Source organism: Mycobacterium sp. E3198 (assembly GCF_001667015.1).
GTDB lineage: Bacteria > Actinomycetota > Actinomycetes > Mycobacteriales > Mycobacteriaceae > Mycobacterium.
This window is the reverse complement of sequence record NZ_LZIS01000015.1, coordinates 18,079-32,173: the sequence shown is the minus strand read 5'-3', so window position 1 is coordinate 32,173 and position 14,095 is coordinate 18,079. Positions and strand designations below refer to the sequence as shown.

Here is a 14,095-nt window from a genome sequence, read left to right as displayed (position 1 = left end):
CAACACCTCACCCCGAAACCACCGCCTCGACAGCGAAAGGGTCCATGGTGTCGTTCGATTCGCTCAGCCCCGACGAGCTGACCGCGGTGCACGTGCGCAACCAGCAGGATTATGCGGAGCTGCAAGCCAAGAAGCTGGCTTTGGACCTGACCCGCGGCAAGCCCTCGCCCGAGCAGCTCGACCTGTCCAACCAGCTGCTGAGCCTCCCCGGCGACGATTTCCGCGACTCCGAGGGCACCGACACCCGCAACTACGGCGGCCTGCACGGCCTGCCGGAGCTGCGGGCCATCTTCGGGGAGCTGCTCGGGATCCCGGTGCAAAACCTGATCGCCGGCAACAACTCGAGCCTGGAGCTGATGCACGATCTCGTGGCCTTCTCGATGTTGTACGGCGGCGTGGACTCGCCGCGGCCCTGGAAGGACGAGCCGGCCGTCAAGTTCCTGTGCCCGGTCCCCGGCTACGACCGCCACTTCGCCATCACCGAGACGATGGGCATCGAGATGATCGCGGTCCCGATGCTGCAGGACGGCCCGGACGTCGACCTCATCGAGGAACTGGTCGCCGTCGATCCCGCGATCAAGGGCATGTGGGCCGTACCGGTGTTCGGCAACCCCACCGGCATCACCTACTCCTGGGAGGCGGTGCGCCGGCTCGTGCAGATGCGGACGGCGGCGCCGGACTTCCGGCTGTTCTGGGACAACGCCTACGCGGTGCACACCCTGACGCACGACTTCATCCGCCAGGTCGACGTGCTCGGGCTGGCGGCCACGGCCGGCAACCCCAACCGCCCCTACGTGTTCGCGTCCACCTCGAAGATCACCTTCGCCGGCGCCGGGGTCAGCTTCCTGGGCGGGTCGCTGGGCAACATCGCCTGGTACCTGCAATACGCGGGGAAGAAGTCGATCGGCCCGGACAAGGTGAACCAGCTGCGGCACCTGCGCTTCTTCGGCGACGCCGACGGGGTGCGGCTGCAGATGCACCGTCACCAGCAGATCCTGGCGCCGAAGTTCGCGTTGGCGCTCGAGATTCTGGCCGAGCGGCTGGGCGACTCCAAGATCGCGTCGTGGACCGAACCCCAGGGTGGCTACTTCATCAGCCTCGACGTGCTGCCCGGCACCGCGCGGCGGACCGTCGCCCTGGCCAAGGACGCGGGCATCGCGGTGACCGAGGCGGGTGCGTCGTTCCCGTATCGGAAAGACCCGGACGACAAGAACATCCGGATCGCGCCCACCTTCCCGTCGCTGCCGGACCTGCGCGACGCGGTCGACGGGCTGGCGACGTGCGCGCTGCTGGCGGCGTCGGAGTCGCTGCTGGTGACCTCCCCGTCGAGTGTGAGCTGACGGCGACGACACGCCGGGCGCGTCGACCGCAGCTGCACACTCAAAAGCCGGCGATGCACACTCGACGCCCGCCGGGCTCCAGTCAGCCCGCGCCGGTAGCCTGCTGACCGTGGCCCTCTACCGCAAATATCGACCGGCAACCTTCGCCGAGGTGGTGGGGCAGGAGCACGTCACCGAGCCGCTGTCGATCGCCCTGGAGGCCGGCCGGATCAACCACGCCTACCTGTTTTCCGGGCCGCGCGGCTGCGGCAAGACGTCGTCGGCGCGCATCCTGGCCCGGTCGCTGAACTGCGCGCAGGGGCCGACGGCCAACCCGTGCGGCGTCTGCGAGTCCTGCACGGCGCTGGCGCCCAACGCGCCGGGCAGCATCGACGTGGTGGAGCTCGACGCCGCCAGCCACGGCGGCGTGGACGACACGCGCGAGCTGCGGGACCGCGCCTTCTACGCGCCCGCGCAGTCGCGCTACCGGGTGTTCATCGTCGACGAGGCGCACATGGTGACCACCGCGGGGTTCAACGCTTTGCTCAAGATCGTCGAAGAGCCGCCCGAGCATCTCATCTTCATCTTCGCCACCACCGAACCGGAGAAGGTGTTGCCGACGATCCGGTCGCGCACCCACCACTACCCGTTCCGGCTGCTGCCGCCCAAGACCATGCGGGCGCTGATCGGGCGGATCTGCGAGCAGGAGGACGTCGTCGTCGACGACGCGGTGTACCCGCTGGTGATCCGGGCCGGCGGGGGTTCGCCGCGCGACACGCTCTCGGTCCTGGATCAGCTGCTGGCCGGCGCCGAGGGCAACCACGTGACCTACCAGCGCGCGCTGGGGCTGCTGGGGGCCACCGACGTCGCGCTGATCGACGACGCCGTGGACGCCCTCGCCGCCTCGGACGCCGCCGCGCTGTTCGGCGCGGTCGAATCGGTGATCGACGCCGGCCACGACCCGCGGCGCTTCGCCACCGATCTGCTGGAACGGTTCCGGGATCTCCTGGTGCTGCAATCGGTTCCGGATGCCGTCAGCCGCGGCGTGGTGGACGCGCCCGAGGACGTGCTGGACCGGATGCGCGAGCAGGCGGCGCGGATCGGCCCGGCGACCCTGACCCGGTACGCCGAGGTGGTGCAGGCCGGGCTGGGGGAGATGCGCGGTGCGACGGCGCCGCGCCTGCTGCTCGAGGTGGTGTGCGCGCGGCTGCTGTTGCCGTCGGCCAGCGACGCCGAGTCGGCGCTTCTGCAGCGCGTCGAGCGGATCGAGACCCGGCTGGGCGTGTCCCTGCCCGCCTCGGAGGTGCCCGTCGAGCCGAGCCCGCCGCCGAAGCGAACGGCCGTTGCCAGACCCGAACCGAAACCCGAGCCGGCGCCGACACCGGCCGCGCCACCTGAGCCGGCTCCGCCGCCGCCTGAGTCCGAATCACCCGCTGCCCCAGGCGAACTCAACGCGGCCGCGCTGCGATCGATGTGGCCGACGGTGCGCGACAAGGTGCGCCAGCGCAGCCGCACCACCGAGGTGATGCTGGCGGGCGCCACGGTCCGGGCGGTGGAGGACAACACGCTGGTGTTGACGCACGCGTCGGCCCCGCTGGCCAAGCGGCTGTCCGAGCAGCGCAACGCCGACGTCATCGCCGAAGCGCTCAAAGACGCGCTGGGGGTGAGCTGGCGGGTGCGCTGCGAGGTCGGCGCGGGCGAGCCGGCCGCGAGCACCCCGACGCCCGCCCGTCCGGAAGCGCCCGTGGACGAGCCCCCCGAGGCGGATTCGGCTCGGCGCGACGAAGAGGAGCACCTGCTCGCCGAGGCCGGCCGCAGCGAGTCGTCGGCGCCGCGCCGCGACCCCGAGGAGGTCGCGCTGGAGCTACTGCAGAACGAGCTGGGCGCCCGCCGGATCGACGGGGGCTAGTGGCGACCGTAAGCGCGGCGTAGCCGGGCGCAACGGGTCGCCGCCATCAGGCTAGGGCGTCCACCACGGCCGCAGCGGCAGGGCGTCGTCGCCGCGCGCCGCGACATTGGCCGCCAGCACGTGATGCAGCTGAAGGTTGTTCTGCTCGAAGGCCACCCGGGACGCCGCCATGTACAGGCCCCACACCTTGGCCGTCGCCAGCCCGACCTCCTCGACCGCCGCGTCCCAGTGCGTGACCAGGTTGCGGCACCAGTCCCGCAGCGTCATCGCGTAGTGATGCCGGAAGTTCTCCTCGTGCAGCACCTCCAAGCCGGCGTCTTGCGCCTCGGTGACAATGCGGCCCGAGCCGGTGAGCTCGCCGTCCGGGAAGACGTAGCGGTCGGTGAACCCGCCGGCGAACGAGGTCGATTTGTTGTCGTGGCGGGTGATGCAGTGATTGAGCAGCAGGCCGCCGCTGCGCAGCTTGGACTTCAGGAAACCGAAGTAGGCGGGGTAATTCTTGACGCCGATGTGCTCGGTCAGGCCGATCGAGGAGACGGCGTCGAACTCCGCCTCCTCGACGTCGCGATAGTCGGAGTGGCGCACCTCGGCGAGGCCGGCGAGACCGTCGTCCTCGATCGCCTGTTGCGCCCATTTCGCCTGCTCGGCCGACAGCGTGGCGCCGATCGCGTGGACACCGTGCCGCGCTGCGTAGCGCACCATGCCGCCCCAGCCGCAGCCGACGTCGAGCAGCCGGTCGCCCGGCTGCAGGCGCAGCTTGTCGAAGATCAGCCGGTACTTGTTTTCCTGCGCCTCTTCCAGCGTGGCGTCGGCGTGGGGGTAGACCGCGCAGGTGTAGGTCATCGACGGACCCAGCACCCACTCGTAGAAGGTGTTGGAGACGTCGTAGTGGTGGTGGATGGCCTCGGCGTCCCGGGTCTTGCTGTGCATGACCCCGGCCGCGACCCGGCGCCACCGCGGCGGCGCCTCCTCCGGCGGCGGGGCGACGGGCAGCAGGTGCTCGACGCCCATGGAGCGGACGACGTTGGCCAGCGTCCGCGCCGACGGCCGCTTGAAGTTGACCCGGTCGGTCAGCGTCTTGAGCAACGGGTACGGGTCGCCGGGATGCACGCCGTAGGTCTGCAGGTCACCCGACACGTAGGCGCGGGCCAGCCCGAGCTCGCCGGGGGCGGTGGCCAGATAGGTGGCCCCGCGCGGCGAGCACAGGTCCAGGCCCAGCTCCGCGTCCTCGCTGCCGGCGGTGCTGCCGTCGTACGCGGTGAACTTCAGCGGGTGCCGTCCGGTCGCGGCGAACAGCTCCAGGATCTCCGCCATGCTGAGCTTCCCGGTGGTGGTGTGGTGGGGTTCTCGGGTGGTCGTCATCGCCGTTGCACCGCCTTTGCGTACAGGTCCAAGAGACGCGAATCCGGGTCGTAGGTTTTCTTGACCGTCTTGTAAGCCTCCCCGCCGTAGAGCTCGTCAAACTCCTCGCGGGTGTAAAAGGAATCGGAGTACAGCGACTTGTGCCCGTCCAGCTCGCTGACCTTTGCCTCGATCGCCCGATTGGTGGCGCCTTCGGTCGCGCCGGCCGGCACCGACGACCAGAACCCGATGTTGACGTAGGTGTGGTCCGGGCGGATCGGATACAGCGGCCAGCCGTCGTGATCGCGCAGCCGCAGCGGGCACAGCCAGATCGGCGTGATCGGCACGTTGGCGGCGAACCACTCCAAAAACTCGCAGGTCCGTTCGACCGGCACCTCGACGTCCTGCACCACCCGCTCGCGCGGCGGGCGGCCATTGCGCTTCTCGATGCGATCGGCGATGCCGAAACGCTGGTCCAGGGCGACGAGCTTCCAGTAGAAGCTGCTGCGCCGGTACCGGCGGGGCCACCAGCGCCGCACCCGCGGGTTCTGGGCGCCGAACGCGCGGGAGCACCAGAACCAGTCGGTGTCCCAGCGCCACAGGTAGTCGTGAATGGTCAGCCGGTCGTCCTTGGTGGCCTCCGCGCCAACCGAGTCGTGCCGAATCGATTGGTAGTAAATGCTTTTCCCGGTGTAGTCGCTGACCGGGCCCGGGGTGGCGGTCCGGCGGCCCACGCACAGGTAGCTTTCGCCGGGGCTGAAGACCACACCGTCCAGGTAGTCCACCGGCGTGCCGCCCTGCCCGCCGGTGTCGATGATGCGTTCCATGGCCGCGACCATGTCGGGCAGCGAGCGGAATCGGATGTGCCGCAGCGCCACAAACGGCGCGACGGGCTCCAGCTCGATCCGCAGCCTCGTCGAATACCCCAGGGTGCCATAGGAATTGGGAAAGGCGCGAAACAGGTCGGGGTGTTGGGTGCGCGAAGCGGTCACCAATTCACCGGCGCCGGTGAGGATGTCCATCTCCAGCACCGATTCGTGGGGCAGGCCGTTGCGAAAGGACGCCGACTCGATGCCCAAGCCGCTGACCGCACCGCCGAGGGTGATGGTCTTCAGCTGCGGAACCACCAGTGGCGAAAGGCCGTACGGCAGCGTCGCGGCCACCAGGTCCTCGTAGGTGCACATGCCGGCCACGTCGGCGGTGCGAGCGTCGGGATCGACCGAGAGAACGCCGGTCAAACCGGAGGTGTCCAGGCCGCGCGCATCGCGTTTGGCGCGGGCGCGGAACAGATTTGAGGTGGGCTTGGCGAGCCGGACGGCGGACGTCGCGGGGATGGATCGATAACTCGCCATCAACCGGTCGACGCCCGCCGCGTGAGCCGAGAGTGCAGATCCAGGGACAGGCACCACATATACCCTAGTCTTCGGATACAGCCCGTGCACCCGCGCGCGGCGGGATCACAAGACATCGCAAAGCTATCGATAAAGAGGAGTCGCGCCCGATGGGCCAGGTGAGCGCAGCCAGCACGATCTTGATCGACGTCGAGCCCGGGGCAACCCTGGCCGCGGTTGCGGACTATCAGAAGATGCGCCCGAAGATCCTGTCCCCGCAGTACAGCGAGTACCAGGTGCTGCAGGGCGGCCAGGGCGCGGGCACCGTCGCCAAGTGGAAGCTGCAGGCCACCAAGTCACGGGTTCGCGACGTGCAGGTGAACGTTGACGTGGCCGGCCACACGGTCATCGAAAAGGATGCGAACTCGTCGATGATCACCAATTGGACGGTGGCTCCCGCCGGGCCGGGGTCCAGCGTCACGGTGAAGACCAGCTGGACCGGCGCCGGCGGCGTCAAAGGCTTCTTCGAGAAGACCTTTGCGCCCTTGGGGCTGAAGAGGATTCAGGGCGAGGTGCTGGCCAACCTGAAGAAGGAACTGGAAAGCTAGCGCGCCTGGCCCTGGGTGGCCAAGAAGCCCGCGACGCCGCGGACCAGGGCGTCGGCGTACTTCTGTCGGCCCTCGGCCGACTCCATCAGCGCCGAGTCCACGGGATTCTTCATGTTGCCGCACTCGACGAGGATCGACGGATACTGCGCCAGGTTCAGACCGGCGAGGTCCGAGCGCCCGTACAGCCCGTCCTGACCGATGTAGTTCGCGGGCGGAATGCCCGACGCCTGCATCTGGTCGCGCATGATTCGGGCGTACTGCACCGAGGGCCCGGCCTGCGCCTGGTTGAGCGGCGGCGCCGAGTAGTTGACGTGGAACCCCCGCCCCGACGGCGGGCCGCCGTCGGCATGGATGCTCAGGACCGCGTTGGGGTGCAACGCGTTGGCCATGTTGGCGCGCTCGTCGACGCAGGCCCCCAGGCCGGTGTCGTTGCCGCGCGACAGGGCTGTGCGGACGCCCAGCGCGTTGAGTTCGGCGCGGACCCGCAGCGCGGTATCCCAGGTGAACGTGTGCTCGGCGTACCCGGTGTTGGTCGACGTCCCGCTGGCCTGGCAGTCCTTCGTGCCGCCGCGCCCGGTGGGCACCTGGCGGGAGATGGACGCGTCGTTGGACCCGTTGTGGCCGGGGTCGATGAAAACGACCATGCCGGCGATGTTGGACGGAACAGCCCAGGCGGCCGGGGTTGCCGTCGGCAGGATCGCCGTCGAGGCCGCGACCAGCGCACCGACCACCAGTTTGATTCCGACACGCCTGCTCACTCGTAGGTCCACGGCGCAAAGGTAACCTCGCGCGGTCTACGCTGGGTGTTCCGAATCGCCCGGCACCCGCAGGCGAAACCAACTCGAGACCAAGATGCGAGGGGATTGTCATGCAACCCGGAGGCGACATGTCGGCGCTGCTCGCTCAGGCGCAGCAGATGCAGCAGAAGCTGCTGGAGGCCCAGCACCAGCTCGCCAACGCCGAGATACACGGCGAGGCCGGCGGGGGCCTGGTCAAGGTCGTCGTGAAGGGCAGCGGCGAGGTGATCGGCGTCGAGATCGACCCCAAGGTCGTCGACCCCAGCGACATCGAGACCCTGCAGGACCTGATCGTCGGCGCCATGCGCGACGCCTCGGGACAGGTCACCAAGATGGCGCAGGAGCGACTCGGGGCCCTGGCCGGTGGCATGGGCGCCGCGCCGGCCCAGCCGCCGGCGCCACCGCCGACTCAAATGCCGGGGCTGTGACGCTGCACCGACATGTTTGAGGGACCCGTCCAGGATCTGATCGACGAGCTCGGCAAGCTGCCGGGCATCGGGCCCAAGAGCGCGCAGCGCATCGCGTTCCACCTGCTGTCGGTCGAACCGCCGGAGATCGACCGGCTGACCGCGGTGTTGGGGAAGGTCCGCGAGGGCGTCCGGTTCTGCGCGGTGTGCGGCAACGTGTCCGACGACGAGCGCTGCCGTATCTGCGCCGACCCCCGCCGGGACGGCTCGCTGGTCTGTGTCGTCGAGGAGCCGAAGGACATCCAGGCCGTCGAGCGCACCCGCGAGTTCCGCGGCCGTTACCACGTGCTGGGCGGCGCGCTGGATCCGCTGTCCGGCGTGGGGCCCGAGCAGCTGCGCATCCGCGAGCTGCTGAGCCGCATCGGTGAGCGGGTCGACGACGTCGACATCACCGAGGTGATCATTGCCACCGACCCCAACACCGAGGGGGAGGCGACGGCCACCTATCTCGTCCGGATGCTGCGCGACATCCCCGGCCTGACCGTGACCCGGATCGCGTCCGGGCTGCCGATGGGCGGTGATCTGGAGTTCGCCGACGAGCTGACGCTGGGTCGCGCGCTCACCGGCCGCCGGGCCATGGTCTGACTCATCAGCTGGTGACGACGGCGAAGTTGTCGCTGGTCTGCCACGCCGCTTCGAAGGTGGCAACGGAGACCTGCTCGTCGCGGCCGGCCGCGATGCCGCTGTCGTTCAGGTGCACCACGTTGCCCGAGTTATCGATGCCGATGACGACCACGAAGTGGTTTTCCTGGGAGCGGTCGCCGCGCGTGTTCCACAGGATCTTGTCGTTGACCCCGACGATCACCTTGCGCCCCTGATCCAGGTCCCGCGCGAGGGCGTCGAGGTTGGGGTGGACCGCGGCGGCCGGGACGCCGTAGTGCGCCAGCAGCACGGGCAGGTCGGAGTTCTTGGTGTTCTTCCCGGGCCGGTAGATCGGTCCGGGGTGGCTGACGCTGAGGATGTTTCCGGCGACGTCGGTGATCTCGCCCTCGGTGGGCTCGCGGCCGGTGACCTGGCCGACGACGTCGGCCACTGCCATCTCCCCGCAGTCGAGGTCCTGCTGTTGGTAGCGCCAGTAGGGCGCCGCGGCGGCCGGGTTGCCGTGCATCCCGTCCTGGGCGGCGTCGGCCCTGGCGGCGAGCGCGACCATCGAGCCGACCGCGGCGCTGAGTGCGGCCGCGAGCCCGACGGCGCGGGCCGCGCCGGCGACGGTGGTTCCGAAGTTGCGCATGGGCTTCCTTCTCTCGATGGGTGCGTCGAGAGAAGGTTGAGTGCGGCCGCTAGTCGAATCCTTGACGGATTCTTGGAGCGCCGCGAGACATAAACGGTTGCGACTCACCGCGGCGTGTCGTCGCAGACGTTTACGTGTCGCGGAGGAAGGCGCCCTAGCGGGCCGCGAGCCGCTCGCGGCGCAGCAGGTCCACCTCGGGCAGCTGCAGCGGCGACAGCTCGCCCACCACTTTGCCGAGCAACAGGTCGGCCAGCTCCGGGTTGCGGGCCAGGCACGGCCCGTGCATGTAGGTCGCGACCACGCTGCCCTGCACCGCGCCGTCGAAGCCGTCACCCGCCCGGTTGCCCGCGCCCTTGACCACCGCGCCCAACGGCGTCGCCGCGGACCCCAACACGGTGCCGCCGCGGTGATTCTCGAAGCCGGTGAGCCGCTGGGTCAGGCCGGCCAGCAGCGGCTTGGTGACCAGCTCGCCGATGGTGCGCGCGCCCTGCGGCGACGTGGTGGCGTCCAGCATGCCCACCCCGTCGACGCGTTCGCCCGACGACGTCGCGTACCAGTGCCCCAGCACCTGGACCGCCGCGCAGATCGCCAGCACCGGCGCGCCCCGCTCGGCCGCGCGCTGCAGGCCCGGGTAGCGAAGCAGGTGCCGGGTGGCCAGCCGCTGCGCGTAGTCCTCGGCCCCGCCGAGCGTGTAGAGGTCCAGCGACTCCGGCACCGGGTCGGCCAGGGTGATCTCGACGATCTCGGCCGCGATGCCCCGCAACCGCAGCCGTTGACGCAGCACCAGGGCGTTGCCGCCGTCGCCGTAGGTGCCCATCACGTCGGGCAGCACCAGCCCGATCCGCACGGTGGAGTCAGCCACGGCGCGCCAACGCTCGCTGCAGCTGCAGGAAGGCGGTGTAGTTGGCGACGACCTCGACGCGCCCGGGCGGGCACGACGCGATCGCGGCCAGGGTGTCGTGCACCAACGTGTGCTCGACGCCCGCGTAGCCGAGGCGCACCGCCAGGTCGGTGCCGCGTTCCCCGGCCGCGACGACTTCCGTCTCTTCGAAGTGCTCGAACTGGACATCCCACAACCACGACAGGTCCTCGCCGTCGGGCACCTGCCCGTTGACCGAGATCACCACCCCGGCCGCGTGCTTGTCGACCATCGACAGCGCCTCCTGCCAGCCGGCCGGGTTCTTGGCCAGCAAGATCCGCGCCTCGTGGTCGCCGACGCGGACGCTGCGGTAGCGCCCGGCGACCTCGTCGACGTTGGAGACCGCCGCGACGGCCTGGGCTGGGTCCGCGCCCAGCGCGACGGCGGCGGCCACGGCCTGGGCGGCGTTGCCCCGGTTGACCGCGCCCGGCAGCGCCAGCCGCATCGGCAGGGACAGCCCGTCGGGCCCGTACAGCGTCTCGTCGTCGAACCACCACTGGGGGCTGGGCCGCTTGAAGTCGGCGCCGGTGGAATACCAGTGCCCCTGGTCGCGGACGATGACCTCGCCGCTGCGCGGGCAGCTGACCGAGTCGTTCGCCCAGGCCCCGCCGGCGGCCACCCACACCACGTTGGGGCTGTCGTAGGCCGCGGACGTCATCAGCACGTCGTCGCAGTTGGCGACGACGACAGCCTCGGGATGCCGCGCCAGGCCGGCCCGCAGCGTGCGCTCGATTACGTTGATCTCCCCGACCCGGTCCAGCTGGTCGCGCGACAGGTTGAGCAGCACGATGACGCTGGGGTCGACGGCGTCGGCGACGTGCGGCACGTGCATCTCGTCGACCTCCAGGGCGGCCAATCCGGCCTCGCGGTCGGCGGCCAGCGCGGCGACCAGGCCGGCGTCCATGTTGGCGCCCTCGGCGTTGGTGGCCACCGGGCCCAGCGTGGCGAGCGCGGCCGCCGTCATCCGCGTGGTCGTCGACTTGCCGTTGGTGCCGGTGACGACGACGGTGCGCCGACCGTCGGCGAGCTGGTGCAGCACCGAACGGTCCAGCGTCATCGCGACCAGGCCGCCGATCATGGCGCCGGCCCCGCGTCCGGTCACCCGCGATGCCCAGCGCGCGCTCGCTCCCGCGGCGAGGGCCAGGCGGGCACGGGTGGTGATCACCCGGGCAGTTTATGTGTTAAGTGGCGACACGGATTCGCAGCGACCGGGCGATGTCGGTCTCACGTGCCATGCTCAGGTCATGAACCGGGTGTCCTGGGGGCGGCCGGCCGACGAGCCGGGTGGGGGCTGGGCAGTCATCGACGTCGAGACCTCGGGATTTCGGCCGGGTCAGGCGCGCATCATCAGCGTCGCCGCGCTCGGGCTCGACGCCGACGGCCGAGTGGAGCAGTCGGTGGTCAGCCTGCTCAATCCGGGGGTGGACCCCGGTCCCACCCACGTGCACGGGCTGACCGCCGCGATGCTGGAGGACCAGCCGCAGTTCGCTGACATCGTCGGTGACCTGGTCGAGGTGCTGCGCGGCCGGACGCTGGTGGCGCACAACGTCGCCTTCGACTACGCCTTTTTGGCCGCGGAGGCCGAGGTCGCCGAGGCGGAGCTGCCCGTCGACCACGTCATGTGCACGGTTGAGCTGGCGCGGCGGCTGGACCTCGGGGTGGAGAACCTGCGGCTGGAGACCCTCGCGGCGCACTGGGGCGTCGTGCAGGAGCGCCCGCACGACGCCTTCGACGACGCGCTGGTGCTGACCGGCGTGCTGGAGTCGGCGCTACAGCGGGCGCGCGAACGCGACATCTGGCTGCCGGTGCACCCGGTGACCCGGCGGCAATGGCCGAACGGCCGGGTGACGCACGACGAGCTGCGCCCGCTCAAGGTGCTGGCTTCGCGGATGCCGTGCCCCTACCTCAACCCCGGGCCCTTCGTGCGGGGCAGGCCGCTGGTCCAGGGCATGCGGGTCGCGCTGGCGGCCGAGGTGCGGCGCACCCACGAGGAGCTCGTCGAGCGCATCCTGCACGCCGGGCTCGCCTATAGCGACGTCGTGGACGGCGAGACCTCGCTGGTGGTGTGCAACGACGCCGCCCCCGAGCAGGGCAAGGGCTATCACGCCCTGCGGCTGGGGGTGCCGGTGCTGTCCGACGCGCAGTTCATGGAGGGCGTCGGTGCCGTCGCCGGCGGCACCAGCATGGAGGAATTCACCGACGTCACCGCGGCCGACGCGCAGCTAGCGCTGTTCTGATCAGCCCCGCGAGGCGCGGTTGACCGCCGACACCACGGCGCGCAGCGACGCGGTGGTGATCGACGGGGCGATGCCCACGCCCCACACCGTCCTGCCTGCGACCGAGGCCTCCACGTACGCGGCGGCCTGGGCGTCGTCACCCGAGCTCATCGCGTGCTCGGAGTAATCCAGCACGGCCACGTCGAAGCCGACGGTCCCCAGCGCGTGGACGAAGGCGGCGAGCGGGCCGTTGCCGGTGCCGCTGATCTCGGTCTCCACGCCGTCGATCTTGACGGTGGCCTCGATCGTCGTCGCGCCGCCGTCCTCGTCGGAGGCGTCGACGCGCTGCCTGATCCGCTCCAGCGGCCGCACCGGGATCAGGTACTCCTCGGAGAACGCCTCCCACATCTCCTTCGGAGAGACCTCGCCGCCCTCCCCGTCGGTGATCTTCTGGATCACTTGGGAGAACTCGATCTGCAGCCGCCGGGGCAGCGCGAGGCCGTGATCGGCCTTCATGATGTAGGCCACTCCGCCCTTGCCGGACTGCGAGTTGACCCGGATCACCGCCTCGTAGGTGCGCCCGACGTCCTTGGGGTCGATCGGCAGATAGGGCACCTGCCAGAGCATGTCGTCGACGTCGCTGTCGGCCTCGTCCGCGGCGATCTTCATCTGGTCCAGGCCCTTGTTGATGGCGTCCTGGTGGCTGCCGGAGAACGCCGTGTAGACCAGGTCGCCGCCGTAGGGGTGGCGCTCGGGCACCGGCAGCTGGTTGCAGTACTCCACGGTGCGGCGGATCTCGTCGATGTTGGAGAAGTCGATCTGCGGGTCCACGCCGCGGGAGAACAGGTTGAGACCCAGCGTCACCAGGCACACGTTGCCGGTCCGCTCCCCGTTGCCGAACAGGCAGCCCTCGATCCGGTCGGCACCGGCCTGGTAGCCCAATTCGGCTGCGGCGACGGCGGTTCCGCGGTCGTTGTGCGGGTGCAGGCTCAGGATCACCGATTCCCGGTTGGCCAGGTTGCGGCTCATCCACTCGATCGAATCGGCGTAGACGTTCGGGGTGGCCATCTCCACGGTGGCGGGCAGGTTGAAGATGATCGGGTTGTCCGGCGTCGGGGCGATGATGTCGCCGACGGCGTCGCACACCTGCTTGGCGTACTCGAGTTCGGTGCCCGTGTAGGACTCCGGCGAGTACTCGAAGCGCCACTGCGTGCCGGGGTGCTTGGCGGCCTCCTCGACGCATTTGCGCGCGCCGTCGGTGGCGATGGCCTGGACCGCCGCCCGGTCCGCGCGGAACACGACGCGACGTTGCAGGATCGACGTCGAGTTGTAGAAGTGCACGATGGCCCGCGGCGCGCCCTCGCACGCCGCGAAGGTGCGCTCGATGAGCTCCGGCCGGCACTGGGTCAGCACCTGGATCGTGACGTCGTCGGGGATGGCGCCCTCGGTGATGATGGCGCGGACGAAATCGAAATCGGTCTGGCTGGCCGACGGGAAGCCGACCTCGATCTCCTTGTAGCCCATGCGCACCAGCAGGTCGAACATGCGGCGCTTGCGGGCCGGGCTCATCGGGTCGATCAGCGCCTGGTTGCCGTCGCGCAGGTCCACGGCGCACCACAGCGGGGCGTGGGTGAGGACCCGGTCGGGCCAGGTGCGGTCGGCCAGGCGGACGGGCTCGACCTCGTCGGCGAAGGACCGGTACCGGTTGATCGGCATCGACGAGCCGCGCTGGGGATTCCACGCGGGCTGGTCGGGCCCCGGCGGGCCGGCGGGTTTGACGATGGTGCGGGCCGACTTGTAGGCGTCGGGCGAATCAGGATGGGTCACGGTAGTTGCTCCGGGGTTTGGAAGGAACCTCAGACCGGCGCATCGCGAACTCCCGCGACGGGAGGCCGGTCTGGATCAGACCCCGTCGCGGCGTCCGAGGAGGAGCACCCGCTGCACGGTGTGCACTCTA

General features: G+C 70.2%; 13 protein-coding genes. 6 read left to right on the top strand and 7 right to left on the bottom strand.

Features of this window, described 5'->3' with window-relative positions; all coding sequences use genetic code 11:
• The first annotated feature begins 47 nt into the window (after positions 1-47).
• Together A5673_RS02615 and A5673_RS02610 are read left to right on the top strand one after the other, a co-directional pair.
• Positions 48-1,340, top strand: a complete 1,293-nt coding sequence (locus tag A5673_RS02615; protein WP_156747786.1) for an aminotransferase — start codon at positions 48-50, stop codon at positions 1,338-1,340.
• Between the two features lie 109 nt (positions 1,341-1,449).
• Positions 1,450-3,228: a DNA polymerase III subunits gamma/tau gene (locus A5673_RS02610; RefSeq protein ID WP_068226946.1), complete on the top strand. Its 1,779-nt coding sequence runs from the start codon at positions 1,450-1,452 to the stop codon at positions 3,226-3,228.
• 51 nt (positions 3,229-3,279) lie between these two features.
• Here A5673_RS02610 and A5673_RS02605 read toward each other — a convergent pair whose 3' ends face one another.
• A complete protein-coding gene (locus A5673_RS02605) occupies positions 3,280-4,590 on the bottom strand; it encodes a class I SAM-dependent methyltransferase (protein ID WP_197518275.1) in 1,311 nt (436 codons plus the stop codon).
• Positions 4,587-5,921 (bottom strand): FAD-binding oxidoreductase, encoded by a 1,335-nt coding sequence (locus A5673_RS02600; RefSeq protein ID WP_197518274.1) that lies wholly within the window; start codon positions 5,919-5,921, stop codon positions 4,587-4,589. Before A5673_RS02600 ends, A5673_RS02605 begins: the two co-directional genes overlap by 4 nt.
• 149 nt (positions 5,922-6,070) lie before the next feature.
• On the opposite strand from A5673_RS02600, the gene A5673_RS02595 reads away from it, so the two are divergent.
• Complete coding sequence (locus A5673_RS02595) at positions 6,071-6,508, top strand: SRPBCC family protein (protein ID WP_068226944.1); 438 nt, start codon at positions 6,071-6,073, stop codon at positions 6,506-6,508.
• Here A5673_RS02595 and A5673_RS02590 read toward each other — a convergent pair.
• Entirely contained in the window at positions 6,505-7,278 is a 774-nt protein-coding gene (locus A5673_RS02590; RefSeq protein WP_082958515.1) for an Rv3717 family N-acetylmuramoyl-L-alanine amidase, read from the bottom strand. The two genes, A5673_RS02595 and A5673_RS02590, sit on opposite strands and share 4 nt — an antisense overlap.
• Before the next feature lie 98 nt (positions 7,279-7,376).
• Between A5673_RS02590 and A5673_RS02585 the strand changes: the two genes are divergently transcribed.
• Positions 7,377-7,733, top strand: a complete 357-nt coding sequence (locus A5673_RS02585) for a YbaB/EbfC family nucleoid-associated protein (RefSeq protein ID WP_082958514.1) — start codon at positions 7,377-7,379, stop codon at positions 7,731-7,733.
• 12 nt (positions 7,734-7,745) lie between these two features.
• The gene (gene recR / locus A5673_RS02580; RefSeq protein WP_068226942.1) at positions 7,746-8,357 is read left to right on the top strand and encodes a recombination mediator RecR; all 612 of its coding nucleotides are present in this window, start codon (positions 7,746-7,748) and stop codon (positions 8,355-8,357) included.
• A gap of 4 nt (positions 8,358-8,361) precedes the next feature.
• On the opposite strand, the gene A5673_RS02575 is transcribed toward recR, so the two are convergent.
• The 3 genes from A5673_RS02575 to A5673_RS02565 form a co-directional block, all read right to left on the bottom strand.
• Positions 8,362-9,003, bottom strand: a complete 642-nt coding sequence (locus A5673_RS02575) for a C39 family peptidase (protein ID WP_068226941.1) — start codon at positions 9,001-9,003, stop codon at positions 8,362-8,364.
• Positions 9,004-9,157: 154 nt separating this feature from the next.
• The gene (locus A5673_RS02570) at positions 9,158-9,865 is read right to left on the bottom strand and encodes a type 1 glutamine amidotransferase (protein ID WP_068226940.1); all 708 of its coding nucleotides are present in this window, start codon (positions 9,863-9,865) and stop codon (positions 9,158-9,160) included.
• A complete protein-coding gene (locus tag A5673_RS02565; RefSeq protein WP_068226939.1) occupies positions 9,858-11,087 on the bottom strand; it encodes a Mur ligase family protein in 1,230 nt (409 codons plus the stop codon). The genes A5673_RS02570 and A5673_RS02565 overlap by 8 nt, the downstream gene beginning before the upstream one ends.
• Before the next feature lie 79 nt (positions 11,088-11,166).
• Here A5673_RS02565 and A5673_RS02560 point away from each other — a divergent pair, with 79 nt between their 5' ends.
• A complete protein-coding gene (locus A5673_RS02560) occupies positions 11,167-12,159 on the top strand; it encodes a DEDDh family exonuclease (protein ID WP_068226938.1) in 993 nt (330 codons plus the stop codon).
• On the opposite strand, the gene leuA is transcribed toward A5673_RS02560, so the two are convergent.
• Entirely contained in the window at positions 12,160-13,965 is a 1,806-nt protein-coding gene (leuA, locus tag A5673_RS02555; RefSeq protein ID WP_068226937.1) for a 2-isopropylmalate synthase, read from the bottom strand.
• Between the last annotated feature and the right edge of the window lie 130 nt (positions 13,966-14,095).

Excerpts from the sequence above, each read along its gene's own strand:
- A5673_RS02605 (WP_197518275.1), bottom strand. The coding sequence starts at position 4,590 with ATGACGACCACCCGAGAACCCCACCACACCACCACCGGGAAGCTCAGC.
- A5673_RS02600 (WP_197518274.1), bottom strand. The coding sequence starts at position 5,921 with ATGGCGAGTTATCGATCCATCCCCGCGACGTCCGCCGTCCGGCTCGCC.
- A5673_RS02595 (WP_068226944.1), top strand. The coding sequence starts at position 6,071 with ATGGGCCAGGTGAGCGCAGCCAGCACGATCTTGATCGACGTCGAGCCC.
- A5673_RS02585 (WP_082958514.1), top strand. The coding sequence starts at position 7,377 with ATGCAACCCGGAGGCGACATGTCGGCGCTGCTCGCTCAGGCGCAGCAG.
- recR (WP_068226942.1), top strand. The coding sequence starts at position 7,746 with ATGTTTGAGGGACCCGTCCAGGATCTGATCGACGAGCTCGGCAAGCTG.
- A5673_RS02575 (WP_068226941.1), bottom strand. The coding sequence starts at position 9,003 with ATGCGCAACTTCGGAACCACCGTCGCCGGCGCGGCCCGCGCCGTCGGG.
- A5673_RS02560 (WP_068226938.1), top strand. The coding sequence starts at position 11,167 with ATGAACCGGGTGTCCTGGGGGCGGCCGGCCGACGAGCCGGGTGGGGGC.